We start from the raw sequence: 26188 nt of genomic DNA, 5'->3' as shown, positions 1-26188 counted from the left end.
TTTTTTACATTTAAACGTAATGTCAAATACATAGATTATGGTGAGAAAAATGAAACCAATTATTGAATTAAGTAAGGTAAATTTTAAATATCAAGAAGATGATGAACGTCAAGCGTTAACAGATGTCTCGTTGAATGTTTATGAAGGTGAATGGTTAGCTGTTATTGGTCATAATGGGTCAGGTAAATCAACACTTGCTAAAACAATTAATGGTCTAATCGTACCTTCCTCAGGTGACGTTGTGGTGGAAGGTTTACCAATGAATGAAGAGAATGTTTGGAATATTCGTAAAAAAATCGGGATGGTATTTCAAAATCCTGATAATCAATTTGTCGGTTCAACTGTTGAAGACGATGTTGCCTTTGGCTTAGAAAATCATGGGATTCCTCGTGAAGATATGCTACGAATTGTGAAAGAATCATTGGAAAAAGTTCGTATGACAGATTTTGCTAAGAAGGAGCCTGTCCGCTTATCTGGAGGTCAGAAACAACGTGTCGCGATTGCAGGCGTTGTAGCCCTTAGTCCTGATGTTATTATTTTGGATGAAGCAACCAGTATGTTGGATCCAGAAGGACGTATGGAAGTAATCAAAACGATACAAGAGATTCGTGATGAGAAAAATATTACGGTCATTTCAATTACACATGATATCGATGAAGCAGCTAATGCGACACGTGTTTTAGTGATGCGTGAAGGACGTGTCTTTAAGGATGGCTTACCAGAAGAAATATTCTCTGCAGGTCAAGACTTAATTGAAATGGGATTAGATTTGCCTTTCCCAGAAAAATTAAAAATGGAAATGCGTGCACAAGGAATGGACGTGCCAGCTGATTATATGTCAGAAGAAAGGATGGTGGAGTGGTTATGGACATCCGCTTTGAACAAGTAGGGTTTACTTACCAACCCCATACACCTTTTGAACAAAGAGCGTTGTATGATATTGATTTAACCATTCAAGACGGTTCTTATACCGCTTTAGTGGGACATACAGGTAGTGGGAAGTCTACTTTTTTACAACACTTGAATGCCTTAGTTAAACCAACAGAAGGAAGTGTGACTATCGGTGATCGTGTGATTACACCAAGCACGGATAATAAAAATCTAAAGCCGATTCGTCAGCAAGTCGGAATTGTTTTCCAATTTCCTGAGGCACAATTATTTGAAGAAACAGTCGCAAAGGATATAGGCTTTGGTCCTAAAAATTTTGGTCGTAGTGCTGAAGAGATTGAGAAGATTACCAAAGAAGTGATTGAACTGGTCGGACTAGATGAGAGCTATTTAGAGCGTTCACCGTTTGAATTGTCTGGTGGTCAAATGCGTCGTGTGGCGATTGCGGGTGTACTTGCGATGGAACCGTCTGTTTTAGTATTAGATGAGCCGACAGCAGGACTTGATCCAAAAGGACGCGAAGACATGATGAACATGTTTAATCGCCTACACGAAGAACGTCAGATGACAATTGTTTTAGTGACACATTTAATGGACGATGTGGCAGATTTTGCTGATTACGTGGTTGTTCTAGAAAAAGGTACTGTGATTAAACAAGGTGTACCTAGTGAGGTGTTTAATGATGTAGAGTGGTTGGAAGAAAAGCATTTAGGTGTACCAACTGCGACACGTTTTGCTAATGAATTAATGAAAAAAGGTTTTGTGTTTGATCAATTACCTTTAACAACCGAAGAGTTAGTAACGGCATTAAAAAATAAACAGTTTGACTTAAAAGTAGGTGGCCAAGCATGACAGATAAATTAATTTTTGGTCGCTATATGCCGGGGGATTCGGTAATTCACCGTATGGATCCGCGTACCAAGTTATTATGTAGTTTTTATTTTATTGGTATTATTTTCTTGTGTAATAATTTCGCTTCTTATGCGTTAATGTTTGCTTTTACATTGATGGCAATTTTTTTATCAAAAGTTGATTTAAAGTTTTTTATTCGTGGTGTGAAACCGATGATTTGGCTAATTTTATTCACTGTTATTTTGCAGTTATTCTTTACACAAGGTGGTAAAGTGTATTGGCAATGGGGTGTCTTTTCTTTAACTGAATTTGGGGTGCAAAATGCGCTCTTTATTTTCTGCCGTTTTGTCCTAATTATCTTTATGTCGACATTGTTGACGTTAACAACGCCGCCGTTATCGTTATCTGATGCGATAGAGGCGTTATTACGTCCGTTAAAAGTGATTAAGTTTCCGGCGCATGAAGTGTCATTAATGTTGTCTATTGCACTTCGTTTTGTGCCAACTTTAATGGATGAGACAGAAAAAATCATGAATGCTCAACGTGCGCGTGGGGTAGATTTTAATGATGGGAATTTAATGGATAAAATGAAGGCGATTGTGCCCTTATTAATTCCTTTGTTCATCAGTAGTTTTAACCGTGCAGAAGAATTAGCCACAGCTATGGAAGCCCGTGGTTATCAAGGCGGAGACGGACGTACTAAGTATCGTCAATTGAAGTGGGAAATGCGAGATACTGTCTGTGTGCTAGTCTTTGCATTATTAACGGTTGCATTGATTTTTTTAAGAAAATAAGATAAACATATGTGAGGCTGCGGCAATGGTTGCCACAGCCTTTTTTTAATAGGAGGAAGTATAAATTATGGTGAGATACAAAGCAGTTATTGCCTATGATGGGACACGTTACAGTGGCTTTCAAACGCAAGGAGAGAGTTTAACGGTCCAATTAGTGTTAGAAGATACGTTAAAAAAATTAAATGGAGGTAAGCCTGTTTATGTGCATGCATCAGGTCGTACGGATGCGGGTGTCCATGCGTGGGGACAAGTGATTCATTTTGATTTACCACAAGAACGAGACGCGGAGAAGTTTCGCCATGCGTTTGATACCCAGTCACCGGAAGATATTGCTGTGCGTTCGGTTGAACAGGTGGCGGACACGTTTCACTCTCGTTATTTAGCGACAGAAAAAACATATCACTATCGTTTGGATATAGGACGCCCTAGAGTGCCGTTTAAACGTCACTACGCCGCTTTTTATCCGTATACTGGAGATTTGGATGTTGAACGTATGCAACGCGCTATGGAGGATCTGATTGGCACACACGACTTCACACCGTTTTGCGCAACAGGGAGCTCAGTTGAAGACCGTGTCCGCACAATTTTTGAAGCACGAGTTGAAGAAAATAAAGAAACGCAAGAGCTGTTATTTATTTTCCGAGGGACAGGGTTCCTGTATAAAATGGTGCGCATTTTAGTAGGCACTTTAATGAAGATTGGGCAAAATAAATTACCTGAGGACGCATTTAAATTAGCAATTGATCAACAAAGTAAAGATTACATTGGACCAACAGCACATCCTGAAGGGTTATATTTGATGGAAGTAAGATATGATGGGAAACCGAAGAAAGCTTATCAGGAAGAGTCGTCCAATTAATGGGATGAATCATACGTGTACACCCGGATAAGTTGTTTTTGAATGGCTTGAAGAGAAACGTTGGTTGAAGCGTGTAATATCAATCGTTTCAGCGTATAGAAGGATGAAAATAAATTTGCAAAAAATGTAAACAAATGTTTGACATTATTGTGATAAACAGTTAATATGATAGATGGTATTGTTTGCCCCATGATAAGCCCCGGAAACTTGTTATGAAAGTCAAACATTTAGTAGATTGAAATTGGAGGAAAACAAAGTGCGTACAACATATATGGCCAAAGCTGGCGAAATAGAACGTAAATGGTACGTAGTAGACGCAACAGATATCCCTATGGGTCGATTATCTGCAGTAGTTGCATCTATCTTACGTGGAAAAAATAAACCAACATTCACACCTCATGTGGATACTGGTGACTATGTAATCGTAATTAACGCTGATCAAGTAAAATTAACAGGTAAAAAAGCAAGTGATAAAATTTATCACCGTCATTCTGGATTCCCAGGTGGTTTAAAATCTATCTCTGCTGGTGAATTACGCGACAAGAACTCTCGTCGTTTAATCGAATTATCAGTTAAAGGTATGTTACCTAAAAATACTTTAGGACGTCAACAAGGTTCTAAATTATTCGTTTACGGTGGCGCTGAGCATAATCACGCTGCACAACAACCTGAAGTTTTAGATATCACAAACCTAATTTAAGGAGGGAATTTCATTGGCTAAAGTACAATACAGCGGCACTGGCCGTCGTAAAAGATCTGTAGCTCGCGTACGTTTAGTACCCGGTACAGGTAAAATCATTATGAACAATAAAGACATCGAAGAATATATTCCACATGCTGACCTACGTGAAGTAGTTAACCAACCATTTGCGGTTACTGACACTAAAGGTGCTTATGACGTTTTAGTTAACGTTAACGGTGGTGGATATGCTGGACAAGCTGGCGCAACTCGTCACGGTATCGCTCGTGCGTTACTACAAGTTGACCCAGACTTCCGTACACCATTAAAACGTGCTGGATTATTAACACGTGACTCTCGTATGGTTGAACGTAAAAAACCAGGTCTTAAGAAAGCACGTAAATCTTCACAGTTCTCAAAACGTTAATCAATTCCTTATTGTATCAACGTTTACTGGCACTTTTTGGTGTCAGTTGGTGTTAATCATAAAGATAAATCGTTTAAGAGCTCTAAAGCATCAGCATCTTGCTGGTGCTTTTTTTCTGGCATTAATTCTAGATAGTAGTTTTGTGTTGTCAAAATAGAGTTGTGACCTAACCGTCTTGAAATATAATCTATGCTAATATCTTTTGAGAATAAGAACGATGCGTGTGTGTCACGCAGTCCGTGAAAAGTCGTCTTTTTAATATTCAATTTCCTTAATAATTGTTGTAGCTGTGAAGCTTGTCTGAAACCATTCCAATCAAAAATATAATCAGATTTATTATCAGCCAGCTTTATAAGAGCATGATAGACATCTTGATTGATTGAAATATCACGTTTAGAATGTTTCGTCTTTAATTGTGTATCGTTATTGGTTGGGCTAATTGAGTGTCTTATTTTGATACCATACTCATAAATATCTTCTTTAGTAATCCCTAACAGTTCCCCGCGGCGTGCACCTGTTTCTAATGCAAGTAAAACTAACACATTAAATTCCGCCTCTTGATGATTTAAACAATATTGTCTAAGCTTTTTAAATTCTGTAATAGATAAAGCAACATTCCTTTTTGGTTGTTCTTGTCCACGAGCTTTTAATAGATGACCAAAATCATTGGTAATTAAACCTCTAGCATAGGCATACTTTAATGAGCCACGTATTTTGAGTACTAATTCTTTTGTCGTTTTTTTTGAATGTGTTTCAGCATAACGATCAATTTTTTTTTGCATAACGATATCATCTAAGTGTTTTAACTGAATACCTTGAAATAGGGATTCAACTACTGTGATTGTACGCATATAGTTGATATAGGTTGCTTCTCTAACATCATTTTTCTTAATCGTATTGACCCAGTTTCGGTAGAAATCTGGAAATAATGTTGAGCGTTCTGCTAAGTTTTTTCCCCGTCCTTTTTCGAGCTCCATTTCAAGTGCCCACAGTTCAGCATCTTTTTTATTTTTAAATGATTTTGTCTCTCTTTTATATTCCCCTTTCTTATAAAGCGAAACGGTTGCGCGATAAGCGTTACCTCTTTTTATAATAGTTGCCATTTCTTTTCATCCTTCCTTCAATAAAAAAAGATTGATAAAGCAGATAGATGACTCATATAACGTATGAGAGCTATCATTCTTATCAATCTTTTTAAGTGTTATTTTACACAGTTGTTTTCAATAAATTCGATTAATTTTGATTTAAGGTATCGTTCCTGTTTTCCTACCATAAAACAAGGGAAATCAGGGTGACGTCGAATATATTGATCGAATGACTTAGGGTCAATTCCCAAGAATTTTGAAGCTTGTTGACGTGTGAGTAAAAGTGGGTATTCGTTCATCTAAATTCATCCTTTCTTTTGATTATTTGATATTATTAGTATATTTTGTTCAAGCGGATTTATACATGCGTGAAAATGTGTGGCTAATCTGTAAAAATCTACTACATAAAAAGGTACACAATTATCTAAAAAGACGATTGCGTACCTTTTATTTGATTGTTATATTTACACCGTTTTTATATCTACATATCTTTTCGCAAATAAGTGTATATCCTTAACATCATTATCTTCTGAAAGTTTGCTATAACATTGTGTAAGTATATCAATATCGTAACCTAGTTGATTTACATCATAGTAGTTACTTGTGATATCTCGTTTTGCATTCAATTCAGGATTCATGTTTAATGCCGCTTGTATTCTGCTCCTAACGTGATTGTGACCAATTGCAGTGTCATGGGTGTATTCATCCACTGTTAATAATTCTTGAAGTAAGTAAATGAATGCTTCAGATTGTATCACATAATTAAAATGTTTATCATTTAATTTTTTTAAAGCGTGTGCATCGTTGCTTAGACGGAATATTTGCTCATCGAAAAACTTCATTAATACGTCTTTTTTATTGTCCCACAATTCTTCAAATGCTGTGATGAATTGTGGGAAGTAAGTTAATGTCCAGTCAATTGCTAGACTACCATAAACCCCTTTGTTTTGCAGTAAGTTCAGTGCTTCTTCCTTAAAGGTTCCATAAGCGATATTTATATTAGTAAAATGTTCAATAAAGCTTTTCGCAAATTTAAGGTTTCCGAATAACAGCTTAATAAGTAACGTGGAAGGTTCTAGTAAATCTTTAGAATAGCCAGTGTACAAAATGTTATATTTATCAATATTTTCTTTGTTAGCAAAAAAAGGAAAGGATGAATTAATAAAATTATTGAATTCTTCTGAATTTATTAATAATTTATTTTCATCTTTGAAAACAGAGTGACTATTAGCATCTGTGAATTGATAAATTAAATAATCGTGACCTGTTTGCTCATATTCAAAAGGATTTTTTACACTTTTTAAAAATGGTAACTGAATATCCTTATCGAATCTGTCCTTGTCGCCATTCATAATAATTGATAATAAAATCAATTTAATTAGTTTTTCTCTATCTTGTTTATCACCAAAAATAAAGGTAGTTTTATCAATGTTCAACATGTTAGAGAAGATATCTAGTTGTAATGATGACATAAGGTATGGATTTTTTCGAGGGTCAGTTTTTCCGTTTTCAATAGCTGAGATGCGTTGCCTATCAAATGAGTAATGGTATTTTTGAGAGATATCTTCTATTAAATTATCTTGTGTTTTATTATTTTTTTTCCTAAAGTCGTTTACTTTTGTTCCCATATCTTTATAAAGTAATTTTTGAAAATTCATTATGAAGCTCCTTTTTTATGTAATATATATATATGAATAGATAAAACAATTATATATTCTTTTTTAATAAATGGTCTATAGTTAAACGAAAGAAAGCATTGATGTTAAAGATCATTCAATAGGTTAGTAGTTACATCCTGCAACTTTTTACACTTAAAAAGTTAGGAATTATATAGGTGGAAAACAATACTGAACAGTAATTATCAAATTATGATGCGATGTACAGTAGGCCTTCTTTCTTGAAATAGGAGAGAATTTGTTAATGTTTTCAAATTATTTATCGGCGCCATTGGTGGTGCTTTTATATCCTGTTAATATTATTATTTTATATAAAAATATAAGAATAGTGTATGGTTGTTTGATAAATATGTTTGACGGGGAGCTAATTATTATAACTTGTGTCAATTTAATTTGTTATTGTACTTAAAAAGCAGGCATTGTCTGCTAAACAATAAGACTTAATTTTTAACGCAAGTTGAAAATTAAGTTGTCATGAGCAGTTCCGTGAAGCGGAGCTGAGGAGCAAAAAAGCGAAGCTTTTTTAGAGACGAAGTAAAGGGTGTGGTCGGCTATGCCGACTGGGAAAATTTATCGCAGATGAATTTTGTCATACACACCCCTTATGCTCTTTCCTCGTGACCACCAATTTTATCACCCAGTGGACATAACATGGTGGCACACCACTGGTACCAACGTTTTGAGGCAGACATCGTTGCCGAAGTTGGTGCTGATTCGTGTACACAATGTCCATACCCCTTCAGAAACGTTGATTTATCAACTAGGGGTATGGACATTTACCCCCATTTTTAGAGGTATTTTGTCAGACAATGTACATATGGACATTTATGTCCCGAAAATGGCTCTCAGAGGTCCAAAATGGGGGTGGTTTGATGTCTTTGGTCAAGATCTATTGTCAGGGGCTTGTCCCCTGGAGACATCAAAAGTAATCACGAAAAAAGACACGAGGAAGTTAGCGAAGCTCAATCAAAAAAGAAGCGACAGCGTTCAGCAAAATGTTTCCCGATACATGCCTAATATTCTGGTAACAGAAGATGGTTCCAGGGCATGTCAGCAAAGCTGTCCGCAGGACTATCAAGCAATATTGTGTGTACAAAAATGGGCTGGGAAAGACCGAGTCGGAGATGTCCACGTTACTTAACAATTAGCCGAGGGAATTGGGACCTATACCTTTTTTGAACATAGAAATAGGAAGAATATATGGGGTAAAATGGAGCCGGAGATGCCAGCGTAACCTAACAAACAGCCGACATTTTAAGGGCCCACGTATATTCTTCCTGATAAAATGGTGACAAACATTGGCACCATGGTGTTTTTGATATTCTTAGGTTCTCGTACAAGAATGTACCAATAAAGAAATAGAGATGTTTTCCAGTCTGTAAGTCATTGTTACCACAATATCGGACCATGTGTGTCGTAAGTATGATTTTTATCAATTTTGTTACAACAAATTATAACTATGTCATATTTTAAGAAAGAAATACGAACGCTGTTGTTACCCTGTCGAACCGTGTGTTAACAGAATAGGATGATACCCAATAATTTATACGAAAAAAATTTTGAGAGATCCACAGGTATGTTAGCTTTCGTTTAAGCTAGCAGGGTTGTATATTTCCCACACATTCGCCATTATGTTGAGCAGTGCGTGGACGGTATTATTGTTATACGCTGTCAAAATGTTATGGGAAATCAAACATGATATACCCATTATGTTAGAACAGATGTATCGTACCGCGGTTATTGTACAAGATGTTGTGTGGTACATGTTGACAATCCCTGGCTTATTGTTGTTGGTCGGGATGTTACTTAATATTATGTTTCCACGCAAACCTAAACGGGATACAACTGTTGATAGTCTAGATAATTTTAATTCATTTCAATAATATATAGTGTTACTTTTAGAATATCTAAGTAATGAAAATACTGTAGTAGGGAGGGGATTTCTTAGGTCTGACTACTTGTAGTCAATAAAACTTTATGATATTATATAGGTAGTTAATAGAGGTTACAGAGCCTACCAAAACTGTTTTAATAGAGGTTACAGAGCCTACCAAAACTGTTTTAATAGAGGTTACAGAGCCTACCAAAACTGTTTTAATAGTTAGACCTACGTTTTGTAGGTCTATTTTTATAGGGAGATATGAGTATGTTGGAATGGATAAAAGTTGATAAAAACTATTTAGATTTCTTGAGAGTAAAAGAACCAAGAATTCCAAATTCTGAATATTATGATGCGAGAGGGAGAAAACTACTAAAACCATTTTTTTCTCCATTATTTGAAATGAATGACTTAGTATATGTTACCCAAGTATCTCATCCACAACAAAGACATTTAAGGTTGCGTAATAGTGCGGATTTTATAAAAGTTTTTAAACCAAACAACGAAAAAACTGGTGGTATAGGAGACTTATATGCTGTTGTTAATTTAAATTATATGTTTCCAGTTCCTAAAGAACTAATTCAAAAGATAGATAATTCTAAAATGGATACGTATAGAGATTTTGATAGTGAGATTGGAAAATCTAAATATATAGATTTATTAAATAAGCAAATAGAAAAAATTAGAGAATTAGGAATTGAAGAAATGGCAATAAAATTATATGAGCGGAAATACCAATTTCCTGAAGATAGAGTATCTACTAGATGCCTTGATTATAAAGATTTAGAAATGATAGCAAAGGATTATTTGGGAAATAATAGTGTTGAAAATTAAGAAGCACAATCTTGTGTTACAAAGATTATACAGTTGATAGTTTATCTGAAGCGTTGAGGTCTAAACGTTTTAATGAATTAGTGGGCGGCTTAAACTGATTGGCTATGATGGTTTTTAGTACGTGTTTGGATGCTTTAAAATAAGTTGATAATATGGTACAAAAAAAATAAACCCCCTGAGATTGTTCTCAGAGGGTTTTTGTATTATTTGTTTTCTAGTTCTTCGCGTTTGTCGCTAGATGCAGCGTAAACATAAGCCAGGTACCAAACTGTTGTAGTTTTTTCTTCACCAGTCCAAGCATCAATGTATGTTTCTTCACGAGATACTAAACCGACTGAAGCGTAAGCCGCTAATGGGTTTAAGATATCTAAAGCATGGTCATCAGATAAGAAACCACCCATTGGACCAACGATCATTTCTGCTAATTTATCAAGGTAGTCTAAGGCATCATCCATAGAGTCATAGTTTTTAGCAGTGAAGTCGAAGCTGAAACCAGCTAAGTCATCAAGGATATATTCAAAGTCATCGTTAGAATCCATTGCTTCATCGTAGTAGCCTTGAGACAATTGGCTGTTAGAGTGACCAGAACTTGGACGTCCTGCTTCAACAGCATTAGCGTAATCATCGCCTTTAGATGTTGCGTAGTTAACTAATGATTCAGATGATTCTACTGGATCTAAACCAGCGGCAACACGGTATTCGTTGATTTTATCTAAGATGGCTTTTTTCATCGCATCTTCTGATACAGAGATAGACCCATCATCATTTTGAGTTAATAGTTCTTCAACTGTTTTGTCGTGATCAAAATCATCTAAATCTTCTTTGATTTCGTCGTCGTTTTCATCGACAATGTTTTGATTTTCTTCTGTGTCACCAGGATTAGGGATTTCAACTTCAGGTTCTTTTTCTTCTTCTTTGTCTTCATCTGGTGTTTCTGGTTGTGTGATTTCAGGTTCTTTTTCTTCTTCTTTGTCTTCATCTGGTGTTTCTGGTTGTGTGATTTCAGGCTCTGTCACTTCAGGTTCAGTGATTTCTGGTTCAGAAGGTTCAGTCACTTCGGGTTCCGAAGGTTCTGTTACTTCAGGCTCTGAAGGTTCAACTGGTTGTACTGGTGCCACAGTGTTGCCACCACCGTTACCACCTGAGTTGCCGTTGTTACCACCAGAATTACCACTACCGCCATTATTATTGTTGTTATTATTATTTTGATTTTTAATAGCTTCAGCTTGGCGATTAGCTTCTTGGCGATTTTGTTCGGCTAAGTTTAAGTGATTTTGTTTCTGGTTTTGTAATTTTTCTCGTTCTTTTTTACGTACTTGCATCGGCTGGTAGTTGTTGTTATAAGCTTGTTGCCATTCGGCATAATATGTCCCGTCTGGATCATATAAGGCATCACCAGGTTTTGCATTTTTGATTTGTTCCATCATGTTCAAAGCGTTTTGGCAAGACCCTTCATTTTGCTGGATTTGCCAATTAAGTGTTTCAATTTGACCGTCTAACCCAGCTGCTAAGTTTTCGTATTTTGTGATATTCGCAATGACGGTATCAGAGACGCCATCAACACCATTCCATGTGCCAGCTAGGGCGATTGGACTATTGATTAATAAGGTAGATGCTGCTAAGAGTACTAAGCTTTTCTTCAAAGTGTTTTTCATAAATAGTCTTCCTTTCATCAGTGATAAATTAGTTTTGGTAATTAATGAATAAGTCGGTTAAATCTTTATCTTCGATTTTGACGTTGGCTTCTTTTAGTACGTTACCAATGATTTTGTTTGTTGTTTCCGTGTCTTGTAGAGCGTTGGTGATGGCGATTTCGGTTAATTCGTCTTTGAATTTATTCATGTCTTTGCCTTTTTCGCCACGTTTAACCATATTTACCACGTAGTATTCTGTTTCATAATTGCTATTAACCGCTTCGATTACGCCAGATGTTTCCTTGTTTTTTAGTTTCCAAGCGGCAGTTTTAACACTCTCAGGAACGCTTGTGTCAGCTGAATCAAATGAAGTCGTCAAGTTGTCTTTATTTACTGCTTTAGCGGCTAATTTAACAAAATCGGCTTTCGCTTTTTTCTCTTCTTTTAAGAAACTGTCAGCTTCTTTTTTGTTTTTGAATTGGGCTAATTTAACTTCTGATGTTGGTTCAAATGTTTTCCAAGTGTTTTCGATGTCTTTGTCCGTGACTTTTCCCCCCTCACGTAAGCCAAACTCCGTAATTAATTGTGATTTTAGATTTGCTTTGTAATCATCAACAGATAAGCCTTTTTGTTCTAAAACTTTATCAAACGTCTCAGCACCGTAAGTTTCACGTAATTCCGTGTATTTAGCGTCAACGTCTTTATTGGTGATTTTGTCACCATAGATAGTAGCGAAGGCTTCAGCAACTAAGGCTTGTCTCATCGCATTTTGCGTGTTTGCATCGGCTTTTATCAGGTTGTAAATATCCTTTCCTGATAATTCCTTACCTTTCATGGTGATAGCAACCGTTTCTTTATCGTTTGTTACCTTTGTGTCGTTACTTGAACCACAGCCTGTTAGTACTAATCCAGTAAGTAGGCTGATTGTTCCCATTTTGATTAATTTTTTGCTTTTCATAAAAATCCTCCAGTTGTTTATTTTTTTTATAAGTCTTTTTTTAATGTACGGATTGATTAAATATCAAAATCAGTCTCTTTAAAACCATAAGATAATTGTTTTAAGAATGCTTGGTCAGTGTTGAATGTATGTAATTCTTCTAAGTTATACAGGTTTAAAATTAGGACCGGGCTTTTTCCTTTGTATTTCGTTGTTTGGCTAGAGAAAGACAACGTCTCAACGTTATTTTTAAGTAAATAATCAGCAAAATCAGCTAATGTTTCAATTTTTTCTATCCCTTCAATTGAATCAGGGAGATCGATATTGGTAGGTACATTTTCAGGTTGTTCATAGTCATTGTATTCATATTTACGTAGTAGAGTGATGCCTATAAAGTTTCCTTCTAGTATCTCTTCTTTGCGAATGTCGCGTTCGTCACCAATGCTTACTTCAGAAGATTGACTAGCAATTTTATTATCTTTAACGGTAATTTTTGTTGCACTTGCTGTTTGATATTGATTCGTATTGTCTCGATTAAATCCATCTTCTGAGTACCAATCGCCTTCATATTTTTTTATGAATTCAGCATTTATTCTCTCTTCTAGTGCCTCAATCGCCTTATTATAAGCTTGTTCTTCGATTTTAAGTTTTTCTTCTTTTTCTTTCTCCTCTTTGTCTCTTTTTTTGCGCTCCTTTTCATTTTTTTCTCTTGTTTTTTTGATTTCTGTTACGTTTTCTTTTTCAATTTTTGAGCCTTCGCGATAGAATGTTTTCTCTCCAATGGTTAGTGTATCTTTGTCAACAGTAAAAGGATAGGCTTCGCGATCACCATCATTTGTTACTTGGGTTAATAAACCTTTCTCTTTGTCTATATAAAGACTCAGAAGTTCAGTCTCTTCTTGTTCACCATTTTCATATTCTGTAATGGCTAGCATATTTGCTTTGGCATCAATTTTCCAAGTTGTTTTGTCTAATTCTGTTGACTCGTCATATTTAACCCATGTGTCATCAATTTTATTACTCTTACAAGCGGTTAATGACAAAAGCATGCCACAACAAAAAGCTAGTAGGGTTAATTTCTTTTTTGTTTTCATCATGATATCAGTCCTATCTGTTTTTTTAGATTAATGCTTAGTAGTTATTTAAGTTAGTTTATTATTGTATAAGTTTGTCGTTCTACATGCACTCCTTTATCGGTTAAGGTGGGTAAAATAAACTGGTGGTTAAAAATAAATGAACGTTTAAACAACGTTACTATACATTTATATCATAATTTTGATCCAAATAATATATCTATAGCCTTATAATTTCACTTATTTCCATCTAACATTGAATTAATGGAGGTGATCATCATTGTTAAATGAGCTAATTTCCAGCCAAATTAGAATTTATAGAACTGCACGAGATATGACTCTTTCAGACTTGTCCGTTGCAACAGATATTGATGATACATATTTGGGTCGTATTGAACGTAATGAAATCAATATTACGCTTAATACATTAGAAAAAATAATGGCAGGATTGAAAATGACTCCTTCAGAATTTTTTGGTTTTTTAGATTTAGAAAGTGTGGATCCGGTACTCTCTAAACTCTTTAGGGAAGTGAAGGTATCGCCTAAAAAAACTGAACTAACTAATATAATTCAAGATATTGTCGAGATATCTAAGGAAGAATAATCTGGTGGGAGCCATTATTTAGACCTTGCCATTTTCGTTTCTTCGGATAATCAAAAAACAGGCTCTTTGTCAAATTGGACTGATGAGTAATTTTAGCCAACCATGAAATTGGGGAAAACATTCTCTGATTTCATGGTTTTTTGTTATTTAATGATTAACTTCTATCAAACCTTCGGTTAAAAAGATTCTAATCCTCATATTGCTGAAAGATTTGAATCCATAAGAAACTCGTTTTAATGTTTTGATGTGTGTATTCTTTGCTTCAATCTTCCCATTTGAATAGGGATGTATTAAAGCATTGGTAATTCCTTCTTGATGACGTATTAGGTTTTGTACTTGTCCTTTAAACTCTTCATCTAATTCTTCTGGTAAAGTATTCAATAATTCAAAGAATCGTTCATATTCTTTTCTTCTAAATGAATCTAATAAATCATGGAAGTAGCCATAGGCTAATTTTAGAGGTTCGGAAAAATCTAATAACCGATCAATCATCATCAGTTCGGTCAAATAAGGATATTTATTTGACCGAAAGCTCGGCCATCTTTTGTATTCAGAGATATTAATGTCTAATCTATTTTTAAGTAGGAAGCGCCAATTTTTCTTAAGTTTACTTGCTTCTACTTTATGTCCCGATGCTTTGAGTTTTTTCATTTCCCGTACTCTGAAACTATTAAAGGCTTCATTCAAATGTTTAACAATATGAAAACGATCAATGATTAATTCAGCATTTGGAAAGATATCCTTCACTAATTGGAAATAAGCTGCATTCATATCTGTCACAAGGTATTTTACTTTAAAACGTTCTTCATCTGGATAACCATTAAAGTGAGGCATGAGATAATTTAATCGTCTACTTTCCAATATTTCTACTAATCGCCCTGAATTGCCATCAGCACAAATAAAACTCATAGAGTCTTCTATGGCTGTATGCGAACGGAATTCATCAACCATTAAAACCTCAGGCAACCAACGGTTTTTTGGACTAGGAAGGTAAGTTTCTAACGATTTTAATACCTGAATCACTTTACTTATTGAAACACTACATAATTTAGCAATTAGTTTTAGAGATATTCTTTCACCTAATAACTCAATAATTTTGCCTTCAATTATCCTTGAAACATTGTGACAAGGTTTAACTAAATCAATTTGAGCAGTCCAGTGCTTATTACAGTTGCGACAACGATAGCGTTGCTTAGATAGCTTCATAGAGACAATTCCTGTGTTCTCATGTGTTAATAGAATCTCTACTTCTTTAGAACCATTCTTAACAATAACGTACTTGCCGTCGCATTCTCTTGGAGAAGAGTCACAATGAGGGCAAGCTATCGTTTTAGGTTTATAGCTCGCTTTTATAATTTTCGCAGGCTTATTACGATAGGTTCCTTCGGAAACACTAGAAATTGTTAGATTAGAGTCTTCAATTCCATAAATTTTTTTGATATCATTAATCATAGCATATCGCTCCTTTTGTTTGTTTTGTGTGGTAACTTAATTTTAACAAAAGGCGATATGTTTTTTTAAGATTAAATACAAAAATAGGGCTGAAGAAGGAATAAAGCTTCATCAGTCCTATTTATTATAGAGCCAAAAAACACAGGTACTGATGAGTACCTGTGTTTTAGCTTATATTAAAATAAAAATTTATTAAAGTCTTGTTATTTATGATGAATTTATTTAATATAAACATCAATCGATTTTCGAAATAAATTCATCAAAATTATAACACCCTTGTCAAGTGAAGGCAATAAGTAATCAATTTAAACAATCGGGTTGTACTTCACGAAAGCTGTAATAATCTTTGTTGTCTGTGACAATGATATGGTCCAGAAGAGAGATACCAACGATTTCACACGCTTCTTTTAGACGTTTAGTGAATTTTTCGTCAGCAGAGCTAGGCGTTGAAATTCCAGAGGGGTGATTGTGGCTAATGATAATGTTCGCTGAATTACAAAGTAGTGCCCTCTGAAGTAAATCTCGAGGATGCGCAAGCGACTGGTTGAGCGTTCCGATGCACACAGTTGAATAGTTAATAATTTCGTTTTTTGTGTTAAGACAAATTAAGACGAGGTACTCTTGCGTTTGACTACCGATGTGGCGAGTGAGCCAATGTGCTATCGAAAAGCTCGAGGTGACTTTTTCGGGTAGTAGTTTAGACTGCCTTTTTCTTTTTACTTGTTTCAACGAAATGATTTCTTCGCAAATAATCGTTTTATCTTTCATATATTATACCTCCAGTTCTTCAGATTCACTTGTACAATCGAGGCAATACATCATTTCATTTCTCGCAACAAATTTCAATAAACAAACAGATTCAGCTAGTGAAATAGACGCTTGTTTCTTCTTGATACGCTGTTGGTTCATGGCACGATTTAATAAAAATTGTACTTGATAATGCCTTTCGTCCCAGACGTATAAAGGGATGTCGTTAAGATTATCATCATTTGATAGATAGTATCTTGATGGAAGAATACTTCTTAGGTCGCTATAACTAATAGCCTGTGCCAATGTGCTATAAAATTCACTATGTGTCATGCGATTATTTGTATATGCTTCACGGGCTGTATCATAGTCAAAGAGTGGTGTATTATTGTTCATTCTTTAGTCTCCTTAATTTATTTCCTATTATTTATCGGCGACACCTTGTCGCACTACACCTGTTTTGTGATTTGTTCATACGTACTACATGATATTTTATTAAAAGAGAGGGTGTCTAATTTAGTATAAGAAGTCATAGTTATATCAGCTGTAATATTACTAAAGTAAGTGCCACATTTGGGTAGATAAGGTGCTATTTTACAGATATTGTCTATCTTTTCTTAAGTCTTAATTTTAAATAATATTAATAAGTAAATCTATAGGATGCCGTGCTAAAACGTATCATTAATCCTAAAGGAACCTATACTCTTGATAAATACATCATCTGTTTCATTAAATGTTGTTTTAAAACAACGAGGGTTTATGATAATGTATAATAGATAAGATGCTAAATAAGGAGGAATTTTATTATGATTTTGTTAAATGTACCCTTTTCAGAAAAAGATGAGGCCAAAAAATTAGGAGCAAAATGGGAGCCAACATTAAAAAAGTGGTGTGCTAATCATAGAAATAACTATTGGAAATTTGAGAAATGGCTTAATGGTGAGTTAGTTTTTAAAGAGAATATATTTATTGTTGAAGGGAAACAGACGTGTTGGAAGTGTGACAAAACAACTAATGTATATGCAATAGGTGTCTTATCAGAAGATATCATTGAATTAGAGAACGTCAGTCAAAGGGAAACGGTTCAGCAGAAGACGGGGTTTGATTTGCAGATATGGCCGGTTGAGAGCGATATGCCAGATTTTCTTCGGGTACAATTGGTGGAAAGATTTGGTTGTAAGAAAAAATATTCGTATACGGAACAACGCAGTTATTTCGCCAATGTTTGTTCAAACTGTGACAGTTTACAGGGTAGTTTCTTTTTACATAGTTCACCTGATAGTCCATTTGGTTGGATGAATGAAAGCCAATTAACTCTTTATAAATATCCACTCAACTATGATTATGCTTCAAATGTTAGCTTAGACCGAAGCATTTCGATCAATTATAGCTATTTAAAAAGATCAGTGATTAAGACCTCGAGTAGTCCAATACTTTGAAATTTTGACAAGATATCGAAAAAAGAGACACGAATTTCAATTCGTGTCTCTTTTGCAATCAATTATCACGTTAGTTTTTTTGTAGGAACTAACAAAGACCAATTTATATACTTTTATTGTATCACTTTTAAGTTAAGTATCAATATCTATAGCGTCTTCTCGCTGTTTTCGGTCTTGTTTCTCACTTTTTGAATACGTGATTAAGGTGAAAGCCAGTGCCCCAAAAGAGATAAGTTCATAAGGGGCCAAAGATGTGCGCCAGAAAGTCAAGGGAGTGAGTAAGCCTATTTTATCAGTGGCTAATGTAGGTATATTCCTGTAGTCAAGTAGGATTGTTACACCAATCGTTCCTATTATACAATATTTCGCCTGTTTTTTCGGTTTTTTCCAAATATATAGCGTAACTAAAAGTAAGGTCATGTAGAATAAGAATTTCATCGTCATGCGACACTCCTGAGTGTTAAAATTTATTTTAAAAATAGTCGAGTAGAAGATTAACCACCATTTTTCATCTGTTGACTGCACTTCTTGCTAATGTGTCATCATTTAGTTATTACGTTGTGTGTCTTCTTTCTCGGGCTGTTCAATGGTTGCGATTGATACGATGAGTCTCTTGTTTAACTCCAGTACTTTTTCAGCATCTTTTTCTTGATAAGTGTCCACTGATACTAAAGCAGATAAGCTGTAAAGTTTTTCTACTCTTCCCCAAAATATGTCTGTTAATAAGGGACTTGTACATTTGCATCGGTCCCCAATCTTAATAGTTGTCATAATAGTTTTCTCCAATATAGTTGTATAATAGTTGTCTCTTTTTGGTTGATAAAATATTTTCTAAGAAAATCAAAACTCACTATCTAGTAAGAGACATATAGGGCTGATGTCCAATGCCCCTGTCAGTGAGCGTTAAGAGAGGTAAATGTTTGCACTGTCAAGATTATTGGTGTCATGAAAAGGTCGCCTATACTCTCAACACAGATAGGGGCCCTTTTTTATTAACGTCCTTTATTGTGTCACCACTAATACTTGTGCGACAAAAATCAGGTCAGACTTCAGATTATTCCATGTCTTTAATTGAGAAACGGTTGTATGGTGTTGCGTTGCAATACTGTACAAGGTATCCCCTGATTTTACTGTATAATGTGTTGTTTCGCTGGATGTAGAATGGTTAGATGTATTAGCCGACACATTTAATAATTGTCCAATAACAATCCTATCAGAGGTCAAGTTGTTCCATTGTTTAAGATTTGCGATAGATGTTTGATACTTTTTGGAGATACTGTATAACGTATCTCCTGCCTTGATTTGATAACGCGTTACTTGCGTATGAGAGGTATCGGGTAATGGCCTCGCATTGTTTTCTTGGCTAGTTTCTGGCGTTTTTTTTTGCTGATACCAATAGTGTTTGCCCAATATAGATAGTATCTGTTTTTAATTTGTTCCATGTCTTAATGGCGGCAACTGTTGTATGATGTTGTTTCGCAATAGCGTAAAGCGTATCTCCTGAAACTACCGTGTGTTTTTTGTCCTCTGTTGAGAGATTAGTATTGTTTTCGGTAGTGCCTCCGCCTGTCTCATTACCAGGTGAATCATATTGGCTAAGCTGGTAAGTTTCGATAATGGCATTTAATTTCCCTCCATAGCCGGTATCTGTTGCATATCGTCCAGTTAGCCAAGCAGTTGCTTCTTTATAGGAGGTCGTCTGGCTTTTCCAAGCACCTGCATAATAATAATGACCTGAAGAAAAGCTTGTCGTTTTCAATACATGAGCGTTGTCATTAAAGGCTTCTTTAAATGATGGATATTTCCTGAAATTTGCGTCTATCCAATAAGCATTTCCCTTCCCATCATCTTCCCAAGTTTGCATGGTCACATATCGTCCGTTATAGGCACCTTTAATTCCAAATAAATTGTAGTTTGGCGCTTGGCTTAATGAACTTGTACCGTAACCTGTTTCTAAACAAGCTTGGGCAATCATAACAGAAGCGTACAAATCATTTGCTGCAGCGACTGCTTGCGCTTGAGAGGCAATCGAGTCTATAAAAGTTTGTGTGTTCCCCTTTCTGGTGGTGAGGTTGCTCTCATGAATTTCTTCGCCGATAGCGGCTATTTCTTCTGCATCAGCAGAAATGAGTGTGGTCGTGGCAACAAAAGGTGTGACCATTAATGCTGTTTTTAGAGCCTGTTTCATTTGTTTTTCCCCTTAATATTTTTTTCATTGTTCATTATGGCATAATAACTAACGTTTTTTTTAAAAGAGACGAAATGTCATGTATTTGAAATATAAAACAAACGTTATTTAAGGTGAACCAATTCAGCTTGCTTGTGGTGAAATAGTAATACGTTTACTTTCTATTTAACTACATGTTATACTTTTTGTGTTTATAAAGAATAAATGAGTTAATAAAGAGCCTAAGAATAGGAGGCAGCGCTTCATGTTATTACTGTCTGATAGAGATCGATTGTGTATTCAATTAATAAAAATGTTGAAGGAACGTAACTATACTTATGAAGAGTTATGCAAGATGTTTGATATTTCACGAAATAATTTAAATAAGTTAATCAGTGATCTCAATGCTATCATAGGTGAGCCTATCATCCTCATACAAAAGGTTGATATTACATTAAACATTAATAATAATCTATCTTATGATGGCTGTATTTCTAAAATTTTATCTCAAAGTCTTGAATATCATTTATTGGAACAGATTTTTTTTAACGAAGATATGAGTTATCTGACACTATCGCTCGAACTATTTGTCAGTGAATCAACCATAAGAAAAATCATCGCGAGACTAAATGAAAAATTAGCCTTGATGGATTGTGCTATCCTAACGCGTCCCCTTCGACTGGAAGGGGACGAACGAACGATTCGTGTGTTGTTTTTTAGATTATTCAAAGAAACGTACGGTCTAAGTAATACGCCATTTAAAGAGGAAGAAAAACAATACATTGATCAATTTTATGACCTTGATATTCCATTTGCTCATCGGAATAAGTCCCTTCAAGAACGCTTGAATTTCCAACTGTTATCGTTAGTGGCACTAACACGGGAGAAACACGGCCACTCGATGGCTTCTGTTAGGAAAGTGGGTAAAGCGTTACCAGCCTTTTTAAAACTATCCAACGTACTTTCTAATGTTCCATTCCTTGGTGTACATAAAATCCCAAATAGTTTATCGGTTGAGTTTATTGAGAATGTTTTTTCTGCGTTCTTACATAATGATTTTCTTAAGGTTAGTAATTATAAAAAGCTTAAACTAAAAGATCATCCAGAATTACTTTCTATTTATGACTTTGTAACCGAAGTAGAAACGTTATTTAATTTACCTATCAATGAAGAAATCAAACAACTCGTCTGCCGCGATATGTATGATGGCATTTTTGGTTACTTGTCTTTAACTAAAGAGGTTATAGATCTTGTTGTGGTCAATAACGAGTATGTGAATTTCGTAGAGAATGCTGATTTGTTAGTGAAAGATATTATTCCTGCGATTAAGAAGCTGTATGATAAACACATTGACGCTAGTAAAACGCACTATTTTCCTTTTGCTTTTTATTTGTTACAGACACGGTTTAATCATGTGTTTATAGAAGAAATAAGAGAACGATTAAAAGTGAATATCTTGATTTATGTTGATTATGATGTGTATTATGCGGAATATATTAAAACTAGAATTGAGTTTGAATTAGGGGATTATGTCGATATTCGTATTATCGAAAAAAAAGAATCATTAGCTGATTTGAAACAATCGGGTAATTTGATTATCACGAATTTATTATTAGACGGATGCGATGAAGAAAATATTATTAGGATCAGTCACTACTTTTCTTACACTATCTTAGATAGAATCATTGTATGGGTTAGACAGGAAAAAAGAAAAGCCCTGAATGCATTAGTCATAAAAGATGAATAAACTTAGTTATCGCGCTAGGGAACTATTATGATAGTTCTCTAGCGTTTTTTTTGAGTCAATAATGCCTCATTTGGTGCGTTTTAGTAGATAGAAACTTGCCGAACTGTTTATTTTGTCTAAATTTTATTAAAAAAATAACAGTTCATTGTGAGGCGCCTATGGCATAATACGATTATAGAGTAATATAAGGAGGGATAGACATGAAGCCGTCTACCAGCAAAGCGTTAACACAAGAAGTCTATTTTGCCTTCTTTCATGATGTATGCAAGCAATACCATACCAAAACCAAATTGGTCCATGAAATAGAAATAATTTTAACCGAGATGACGCATCACTTAGAAAATCTTTCAGCAGAGTCTAGTTTTGAATGCTTGGGCAAACTTTTTGGATTAGACGCACGCTTACAAATAATCTTTTCGTTTATTGATGATGAGGACTTAACAGAAGATGAGATTATGAGATTACAATCTAATGACTACAAGGTTTTTATGAAAGAAAACTATCGTTTCTCAGGCGATGATCAAGTACCAACTTTATTTGATTTAGTCAGTTAAGTCCTTTATTAAGGTGTCGTGCATACTGCTGAACTGTTTTTTTTAGGAAAATATTTTCAAAAAAAAACAGTTCGTAAAAATAAATTCTGTCATACTATTAAATGGACTGTGTCATGTAAAGCAAAGAAGAGGACCAGTTTGTCAAAAGAAAGAGTCTACGTCAGCAATATTAGAAAGAAGCAATAGATAAACTAAACATTATGAGGAGGAGACAGACGTTGAAAAGAAATCATTTACACAAAAAAATTGGCGTTGTCGGGTTAATCGGTTTAACAATGGGAAGCGTTGCGGTACAAGGAATTAGTAACGCCCATAACGCGCAACCATTATCAGCAGATGAGGTCAGTGCAGAAGCGATTCAAAGTACACTAGCCACCAGCGAACTAGCCGAACAATTGATTCAAGAAAGTCACGTGACGCAAGAAAGTAGTCAGGAGGCACCACAGAGTACGGAAGAAACCGTTGAAGTGGTGGAAGAATCAGACATAGCTTCGACTCAGACTAGTGAGGAAGCCTCTTCTGATGTAACTGAAACGACAGTGGCATCAGAAGAAGCGTCAACGGATGCTACAGAAACAACGGTAGCCACAGAGGAAGAAGAAACATCCCCTGTTACCACGAATGAGGTGACTTATGAAGTGGTAGGGAACACCTTAATCATTGAAACCGCGCGTCTGGACGAGGCGACGAAGACAGATGCTAAGCAACCGGAAGCCTACAGCTATTTCGAAGCGGCCGGTGTGGACATCGCGTCAATCGAAACGATTGAAATAAAAGGCACTATCGAGTTAATCGATGAAGGGGGAGCCGGTCTATTTAGCGGTTTCACTTCGCTAAAAACAATCAACGGCTTAGACAATCTTAACACTAAAGAAGCCACTAGCTTAGCTAATTTCTTTAAAGACAGTCACGCCTTGACAAGCCTAGATTTAAGCGTATTTAATACTGAAAAAATCACCGACATGAAGGCGATGTTTGAAGGCTTAGACAACTTAATCCACATCAGACTTGGTGAAGACTTCACGTTCCAATCAGAGAGTGGTTTTGACACGTTAAACGCACCAACAGATACCACAGGCAAATGGTCAACCAAAGATAAAGAGGGCCACTTCAATCAAGTGCCAGTGACCAACCAAGACTTAGTCGTCAACTACCAAGAAAAGCAACCAACCACTGATTGGTACATCGTCGAACAATTAGGGATGACCGTCAAAGAAGCGACGATTTATCAAGACGAAGACGTTGACCCAGGTTTATTTATCGACAGCCTAACAGACGGTTATGGCAATCCATCTAGTATAGAGGCTCAAGACGTTGAGATTAAAAACGTCAAAGCGGTTAAGACGGAAGACAAAGGTGAACAAGACATTACGCTAACCTATGCGTCAAAAGGTGAAACCTTTGAAGCAACCACCGAGTTAACGGTCAAAGATATCACGGATGGTTTAAGTTTTACGTCCCTGCCTGAGACGGTTTCATTTGGTCAGTTGGATATTAGCGATGCAGGTAGTTATCCAGCAAGTATTACTGGTGACCTAAAAGTGACCGATAACCGTGAAGACTTAGAAGAGCCAAGCTGGCATGTCCAAGCGTCAATGGTGCAGGATTTGACTAATGAAGCACAAGACAACCATGTCTTAAATCAACATGTTTACGTCCAAACGGAAGAAGGAAAAGAATTAATTAACAGTGACACATCGGCTATTGTTTATTCACAAGAAGCCAGTCAATCAGAGGAAAAAACGGTTGAGTTAGCGGATAAACTGACGTTAGATATGAAGGCTAGTGAAGCCAAAACAGGCACGTATAGCGGAACGGTATTATGGACCTTAGCGGATGGCCCGGGGAATGAAATCCCAGACCCAGATCCGATTGCATGGGGAAGTGTGAAACGATTGAACTTAACAAAAGATGATGCAGGGAACTTCACACAAGGGCAAGCCGTGACGATTGAAAGTGATTTATCTAGTCCAACGTATAGCTTGGAAAATGCGACGTCAAAAGATACAACTATCAACGATACAACGGGTGAATTGACAGTTGGCTTGAACGAACAAGTAGGAGAATTGATTGTTCGTGTGACAAGTGGCAAAGAAGTGGTACGCTATGCGGTAACGATTGCGCCATTTGAAACGAATGACATCATCAACCAAGCAGGGATTGATTGGAAAATCATGAAAGATAGCAACAATGAAGTCTTAATGGTGACGGATGAGATACAGAAGGAAGTTGAGTTTAATCCAACACTGGATGACGGTAATGATTATACAGGCTCAACGTTAGAGCGTGAGATGCAGGCATTTTATGAGGAACGTATCGCGGGAAGTGACTTAGGGACATTTGTATCGGGAGTGGACTTGCCGAATACGGATGAAGATTATTTAACGACCATTAATGGAAATAATACGCCAACGGCGTTTGCGTTAACTAATTGGGATGTGACGAAGACGAAAGGCTTCGATAGAGTAGCGTACGACTACGAGGGTGAGAGAGATTGGTGGTGGTTGCGCTCGCCTAGGCCGACTTTTAACAACGCCGTGCGCTATGTGGACACGCAGGGCACTACCCTCTGGTTCGCCTATGTGGACAACGTGAAGGGGTTGCGCCCCGCGCTTTACCTTAATCTGGTATCTGACATCGAGCAATAGGCAGAACGTGCGTTCGTGTCTAGAAACAGTAAATGAATGGTTCACCCAAGAGGGAAGACGTGGTCAGAGAGACAGAATAGGTGGTGACAGGTAACCATTAAAGAATAGTGGGCACATGCAGCGCCGTGCCCAACCGCAGCGAAGCTGCGGCGGCGATTTCAAAATTTAGTAGGGGGTAGAGTAGGGATGACAGAGATAAACTGTTACATCAGTGTAGTCAAGAGTGACGCGGTTTTTGATGAGGTGTACACTAGTTGTGGGATTGTCTTACAGTCAGGGCAACATCGTAAAACCTATGCCAAGGTGACACCTGGTGTTAGTCTGCAAGTTGGGCTTTTAGAAGGGGTGGCGACAGCCCTAGGGATGATTCAACACCCTCATCGCCCAGTGCAACTTTATACTTCGATGAGTTATCTTTATCATGCCCTAACCAAAGGTTATTTAGAGGAATGGGCCCAACAACAATGGCTAACCAAACAAAATAAACCCGTCAAGAACCAAAAAGAATGGCGGGACCTGCGTCATGAGCTTAAACGATTTGACGACGTCCGTTGTCGTTTGATTAGTGGCAAAAGTCAAGCGTTTAATGCCAGATACAGTAAGTATCTAGCCAAGCAAGCCTTGTATACGCAAGTCCCCTTTGAAGGAGAGCTTTAGAAATGGCAGAAGAATTTTATGTTGCCGCTAGTGCCAAAGCGTTAGCTCGGTTAATCTTTCGTGTTACGCAATCAAGTCCCAAGCACTTCCGCTTTAGCTTGGTTGGGAAAATGCAGACGCTCACTTTAGGGGTGGTTGAAGGGATTTACCAAGCCAATGAGCTCCCGCTTGAGAAAGAAACGTTCCACACACGTCAAACTTATCAGCGTCAAGTCATGACGGATTTGAAACTACTTGGTTTCATGGTTGAGCTAGGTTTTGAAACAGGCTGCCTTCTTCAAAAAGATTACCTGTCATTAGTCGAACCATTAGAAAGTTGTCGGAAGTTAGTCTATCGCTGGCTAACCTCCGACCAAAAAAGAATCTCCCCGGATGGGGACTAAACGAAAGCAGCTAATTGGTGGTTGCGCTCGCCTAATACGACTAGTAACAACGCGCGCAATGTGAACACGAATGGCAACGTCAACAACAACAATGTGAACAACACGAACGGGTTGCGCCCCGCGCTTTAGCTTTAATCCCAAAGAATCCGCAACAAGTGGCACGTGCCCCTTGT

29 protein-coding genes are annotated in these 26188 nt (G+C 36.4%); 16 read left to right on the top strand and 13 right to left on the bottom strand.

Annotated elements, in window-relative coordinates:
- Positions 1-49: 49 nt before the first annotated feature.
- From E4Z98_RS09215 to rpsI, 6 genes are all read left to right on the top strand, one after another.
- A complete protein-coding gene (locus E4Z98_RS09215) occupies positions 50-889 on the top strand; it encodes an energy-coupling factor ABC transporter ATP-binding protein (RefSeq protein WP_135253783.1) in 840 nt (279 codons plus the stop codon).
- On the top strand, positions 865-1740 hold the full coding sequence (locus E4Z98_RS09210) for an energy-coupling factor ABC transporter ATP-binding protein (protein WP_135253782.1): 876 nt from the start codon (positions 865-867) through the stop codon (positions 1738-1740). The genes E4Z98_RS09215 and E4Z98_RS09210 overlap by 25 nt, the downstream gene beginning before the upstream one ends.
- On the top strand, positions 1737-2534 hold the full coding sequence (locus tag E4Z98_RS09205; protein ID WP_135253781.1) for an energy-coupling factor transporter transmembrane component T family protein: 798 nt from the start codon (positions 1737-1739) through the stop codon (positions 2532-2534). Before E4Z98_RS09210 ends, E4Z98_RS09205 begins: the two co-directional genes overlap by 4 nt.
- A 67-nt stretch (positions 2535-2601) precedes the next feature.
- Positions 2602-3393, top strand: a complete 792-nt coding sequence (gene truA, locus E4Z98_RS09200; protein ID WP_135253780.1) for a tRNA pseudouridine(38-40) synthase TruA — start codon at positions 2602-2604, stop codon at positions 3391-3393.
- Positions 3394-3664: 271 nt separating this feature from the next.
- Entirely contained in the window at positions 3665-4093 is a 429-nt protein-coding gene (gene rplM / locus E4Z98_RS09195) for a 50S ribosomal protein L13 (protein ID WP_342353556.1), read from the top strand.
- A gap of 13 nt (positions 4094-4106) precedes the next feature.
- Positions 4107-4499 (top strand): 30S ribosomal protein S9, encoded by a 393-nt coding sequence (gene rpsI / locus E4Z98_RS09190; RefSeq protein WP_135253778.1) that lies wholly within the window; start codon positions 4107-4109, stop codon positions 4497-4499.
- A gap of 56 nt (positions 4500-4555) precedes the next feature.
- On the opposite strand, the gene E4Z98_RS09185 is transcribed toward rpsI, so the two are convergent.
- From E4Z98_RS09185 to E4Z98_RS09175, 3 genes are all read right to left on the bottom strand, one after another.
- Positions 4556-5602: a site-specific integrase gene (locus E4Z98_RS09185; RefSeq protein WP_135253777.1), complete on the bottom strand. Its 1047-nt coding sequence runs from the start codon at positions 5600-5602 to the stop codon at positions 4556-4558.
- Between the two features lie 98 nt (positions 5603-5700).
- Positions 5701-5883, bottom strand: a complete 183-nt coding sequence (locus E4Z98_RS09180) for a helix-turn-helix domain-containing protein (protein ID WP_135253776.1) — start codon at positions 5881-5883, stop codon at positions 5701-5703.
- 165 nt (positions 5884-6048) lie between these two features.
- The gene (locus tag E4Z98_RS09175) at positions 6049-7242 is read right to left on the bottom strand and encodes a hypothetical protein (protein ID WP_135253775.1); all 1194 of its coding nucleotides are present in this window, start codon (positions 7240-7242) and stop codon (positions 6049-6051) included.
- A 1676-nt stretch (positions 7243-8918) separates the two neighbouring features.
- Between E4Z98_RS09175 and E4Z98_RS09170 the strand changes: the two genes are divergently transcribed.
- On the top strand, positions 8919-9143 hold the full coding sequence (locus E4Z98_RS09170; protein WP_135961199.1) for a hypothetical protein: 225 nt from the start codon (positions 8919-8921) through the stop codon (positions 9141-9143).
- A gap of 263 nt (positions 9144-9406) precedes the next feature.
- On the top strand, positions 9407-9973 hold the full coding sequence (locus E4Z98_RS09165; protein ID WP_167790881.1) for a type III toxin-antitoxin system ToxN/AbiQ family toxin: 567 nt from the start codon (positions 9407-9409) through the stop codon (positions 9971-9973).
- Between the two features lie 203 nt (positions 9974-10176).
- Here E4Z98_RS09165 and E4Z98_RS09160 read toward each other — a convergent pair whose 3' ends face one another.
- Genes E4Z98_RS09160 through E4Z98_RS09150 form a run of 3 tightly spaced genes read right to left on the bottom strand, consistent with a single transcriptional unit; the run spans position 10177 to position 13641 of the window.
- Positions 10177-11628, bottom strand: a complete 1452-nt coding sequence (locus tag E4Z98_RS09160; protein ID WP_135253772.1) for a hypothetical protein — start codon at positions 11626-11628, stop codon at positions 10177-10179.
- A 28-nt stretch (positions 11629-11656) separates the two neighbouring features.
- Positions 11657-12565 carry a peptidylprolyl isomerase PrsA gene (locus tag E4Z98_RS09155; protein WP_135253771.1) on the bottom strand — a complete coding sequence of 303 codons (909 nt, stop codon included), beginning with the start codon at positions 12563-12565 and terminating at the stop codon, positions 11657-11659.
- 56 nt (positions 12566-12621) lie between these two features.
- Entirely contained in the window at positions 12622-13641 is a 1020-nt protein-coding gene (locus tag E4Z98_RS09150) for a hypothetical protein (protein WP_135253770.1), read from the bottom strand.
- Positions 13642-13897: 256 nt separating this feature from the next.
- On the opposite strand from E4Z98_RS09150, the gene E4Z98_RS09145 reads away from it, so the two are divergent.
- Positions 13898-14221 (top strand): helix-turn-helix domain-containing protein, encoded by a 324-nt coding sequence (locus E4Z98_RS09145; protein WP_135253769.1) that lies wholly within the window; start codon positions 13898-13900, stop codon positions 14219-14221.
- A 147-nt stretch (positions 14222-14368) separates the two neighbouring features.
- Here the strand turns inward: E4Z98_RS09145 and E4Z98_RS09140 are convergent, their stop codons facing one another.
- The 3 genes from E4Z98_RS09140 to E4Z98_RS09130 form a co-directional block, all read right to left on the bottom strand.
- Positions 14369-15673, bottom strand: a complete 1305-nt coding sequence (locus E4Z98_RS09140) for an ISL3 family transposase (protein WP_135961198.1) — start codon at positions 15671-15673, stop codon at positions 14369-14371.
- Between the two features lie 300 nt (positions 15674-15973).
- Entirely contained in the window at positions 15974-16441 is a 468-nt protein-coding gene (locus E4Z98_RS09135) for a JAB domain-containing protein (protein WP_135255046.1), read from the bottom strand.
- A 3-nt stretch (positions 16442-16444) separates the two neighbouring features.
- A complete protein-coding gene (locus E4Z98_RS09130; RefSeq protein WP_135255047.1) occupies positions 16445-16816 on the bottom strand; it encodes a hypothetical protein in 372 nt (123 codons plus the stop codon).
- A 410-nt stretch (positions 16817-17226) separates the two neighbouring features.
- Here E4Z98_RS09130 and E4Z98_RS09125 point away from each other — a divergent pair, with 410 nt between their 5' ends.
- Positions 17227-17859, top strand: a complete 633-nt coding sequence (locus E4Z98_RS09125) for a DUF5710 domain-containing protein (RefSeq protein WP_135255048.1) — start codon at positions 17227-17229, stop codon at positions 17857-17859.
- A gap of 132 nt (positions 17860-17991) precedes the next feature.
- Here E4Z98_RS09125 and E4Z98_RS09120 read toward each other — a convergent pair whose 3' ends face one another.
- The 4 genes from E4Z98_RS09120 to E4Z98_RS09105 form a co-directional block, all read right to left on the bottom strand.
- Positions 17992-18303 carry a hypothetical protein gene (locus E4Z98_RS09120; RefSeq protein ID WP_135255049.1) on the bottom strand — a complete coding sequence of 104 codons (312 nt, stop codon included), beginning with the start codon at positions 18301-18303 and terminating at the stop codon, positions 17992-17994.
- A gap of 102 nt (positions 18304-18405) precedes the next feature.
- The gene (locus E4Z98_RS09115; protein ID WP_135255050.1) at positions 18406-18630 is read right to left on the bottom strand and encodes a hypothetical protein; all 225 of its coding nucleotides are present in this window, start codon (positions 18628-18630) and stop codon (positions 18406-18408) included.
- 231 nt (positions 18631-18861) lie between these two features.
- Entirely contained in the window at positions 18862-19269 is a 408-nt protein-coding gene (locus E4Z98_RS09110; RefSeq protein WP_135961197.1) for a LysM peptidoglycan-binding domain-containing protein, read from the bottom strand.
- Positions 19223-20047 (bottom strand): glucosaminidase domain-containing protein, encoded by an 825-nt coding sequence (locus E4Z98_RS09105; RefSeq protein WP_135961196.1) that lies wholly within the window; start codon positions 20045-20047, stop codon positions 19223-19225. Before E4Z98_RS09105 ends, E4Z98_RS09110 begins: the two co-directional genes overlap by 47 nt.
- A gap of 244 nt (positions 20048-20291) precedes the next feature.
- On the opposite strand from E4Z98_RS09105, the gene E4Z98_RS09100 reads away from it, so the two are divergent.
- The 6 genes from E4Z98_RS09100 (at position 20292) to E4Z98_RS10325 (ending at position 26144) form a co-directional block, all read left to right on the top strand.
- Complete coding sequence (locus tag E4Z98_RS09100) at positions 20292-21773, top strand: AcpB/EbpR/MafR family transcriptional regulator (protein WP_135255052.1); 1482 nt, start codon at positions 20292-20294, stop codon at positions 21771-21773.
- Between the two features lie 200 nt (positions 21774-21973).
- Positions 21974-22327 (top strand): DUF7006 family protein, encoded by a 354-nt coding sequence (locus tag E4Z98_RS09095; protein ID WP_135255053.1) that lies wholly within the window; start codon positions 21974-21976, stop codon positions 22325-22327.
- A gap of 218 nt (positions 22328-22545) precedes the next feature.
- Positions 22546-24975, top strand: a complete 2430-nt coding sequence (locus E4Z98_RS09090) for a DUF6273 domain-containing protein (protein ID WP_167790956.1) — start codon at positions 22546-22548, stop codon at positions 24973-24975.
- A 186-nt stretch (positions 24976-25161) separates the two neighbouring features.
- A complete protein-coding gene (locus E4Z98_RS09085) occupies positions 25162-25632 on the top strand; it encodes an RNase H family protein (RefSeq protein WP_135255055.1) in 471 nt (156 codons plus the stop codon).
- 2 nt (positions 25633-25634) lie between these two features.
- A complete protein-coding gene (locus E4Z98_RS09080; protein WP_135255056.1) occupies positions 25635-26015 on the top strand; it encodes a four helix bundle protein in 381 nt (126 codons plus the stop codon).
- 60 nt (positions 26016-26075) lie between these two features.
- Complete coding sequence (locus E4Z98_RS10325; protein WP_425353666.1) at positions 26076-26144, top strand: hypothetical protein; 69 nt, start codon at positions 26076-26078, stop codon at positions 26142-26144.
- Positions 26145-26188 lie beyond the last annotated feature (44 nt).

Origin of the sequence: Vagococcus xieshaowenii, assembly GCF_004792515.1 — a bacterium.
Lineage (GTDB): Bacteria > Bacillota > Bacilli > Lactobacillales > Vagococcaceae > Vagococcus_A > Vagococcus_A xieshaowenii.
The sequence above is the reverse complement of the archived record's forward strand: the minus strand, read 5'-3'. Positions and strand labels throughout refer to the sequence as shown.

Excerpts from the sequence above, each read along its gene's own strand:
- E4Z98_RS09215 (WP_135253783.1), top strand. The coding sequence starts at position 50 with ATGAAACCAATTATTGAATTAAGTAAGGTAAATTTTAAATATCAAGAA.
- E4Z98_RS09210 (WP_135253782.1), top strand. The coding sequence starts at position 865 with ATGGACATCCGCTTTGAACAAGTAGGGTTTACTTACCAACCCCATACA.
- E4Z98_RS09205 (WP_135253781.1), top strand. The coding sequence starts at position 1,737 with ATGACAGATAAATTAATTTTTGGTCGCTATATGCCGGGGGATTCGGTA.
- truA (WP_135253780.1), top strand. The coding sequence starts at position 2,602 with ATGGTGAGATACAAAGCAGTTATTGCCTATGATGGGACACGTTACAGT.
- rplM (WP_342353556.1), top strand. The coding sequence starts at position 3,665 with ATGGCCAAAGCTGGCGAAATAGAACGTAAATGGTACGTAGTAGACGCA.
- E4Z98_RS09185 (WP_135253777.1), bottom strand. The coding sequence starts at position 5,602 with ATGGCAACTATTATAAAAAGAGGTAACGCTTATCGCGCAACCGTTTCG.
- E4Z98_RS09180 (WP_135253776.1), bottom strand. The coding sequence starts at position 5,883 with ATGAACGAATACCCACTTTTACTCACACGTCAACAAGCTTCAAAATTC.
- E4Z98_RS09175 (WP_135253775.1), bottom strand. The coding sequence starts at position 7,242 with ATGAATTTTCAAAAATTACTTTATAAAGATATGGGAACAAAAGTAAAC.
- E4Z98_RS09165 (WP_167790881.1), top strand. The coding sequence starts at position 9,407 with ATGTTGGAATGGATAAAAGTTGATAAAAACTATTTAGATTTCTTGAGA.
- E4Z98_RS09160 (WP_135253772.1), bottom strand. The coding sequence starts at position 11,628 with ATGAAAAACACTTTGAAGAAAAGCTTAGTACTCTTAGCAGCATCTACC.
- E4Z98_RS09155 (WP_135253771.1), bottom strand. The coding sequence starts at position 12,565 with ATGAAAAGCAAAAAATTAATCAAAATGGGAACAATCAGCCTACTTACT.
- E4Z98_RS09150 (WP_135253770.1), bottom strand. The coding sequence starts at position 13,641 with ATGATGAAAACAAAAAAGAAATTAACCCTACTAGCTTTTTGTTGTGGC.
- E4Z98_RS09140 (WP_135961198.1), bottom strand. The coding sequence starts at position 15,673 with ATGATTAATGATATCAAAAAAATTTATGGAATTGAAGACTCTAATCTA.
- E4Z98_RS09135 (WP_135255046.1), bottom strand. The coding sequence starts at position 16,441 with ATGAAAGATAAAACGATTATTTGCGAAGAAATCATTTCGTTGAAACAA.
- E4Z98_RS09130 (WP_135255047.1), bottom strand. The coding sequence starts at position 16,816 with ATGAACAATAATACACCACTCTTTGACTATGATACAGCCCGTGAAGCA.
- E4Z98_RS09125 (WP_135255048.1), top strand. The coding sequence starts at position 17,227 with ATGATTTTGTTAAATGTACCCTTTTCAGAAAAAGATGAGGCCAAAAAA.
- E4Z98_RS09120 (WP_135255049.1), bottom strand. The coding sequence starts at position 18,303 with ATGACGATGAAATTCTTATTCTACATGACCTTACTTTTAGTTACGCTA.
- E4Z98_RS09115 (WP_135255050.1), bottom strand. The coding sequence starts at position 18,630 with ATGACAACTATTAAGATTGGGGACCGATGCAAATGTACAAGTCCCTTA.
- E4Z98_RS09105 (WP_135961196.1), bottom strand. The coding sequence starts at position 20,047 with ATGAAACAGGCTCTAAAAACAGCATTAATGGTCACACCTTTTGTTGCC.
- E4Z98_RS09100 (WP_135255052.1), top strand. The coding sequence starts at position 20,292 with ATGTTATTACTGTCTGATAGAGATCGATTGTGTATTCAATTAATAAAA.
- E4Z98_RS09095 (WP_135255053.1), top strand. The coding sequence starts at position 21,974 with ATGAAGCCGTCTACCAGCAAAGCGTTAACACAAGAAGTCTATTTTGCC.
- E4Z98_RS09085 (WP_135255055.1), top strand. The coding sequence starts at position 25,162 with ATGACAGAGATAAACTGTTACATCAGTGTAGTCAAGAGTGACGCGGTT.
- E4Z98_RS09080 (WP_135255056.1), top strand. The coding sequence starts at position 25,635 with ATGGCAGAAGAATTTTATGTTGCCGCTAGTGCCAAAGCGTTAGCTCGG.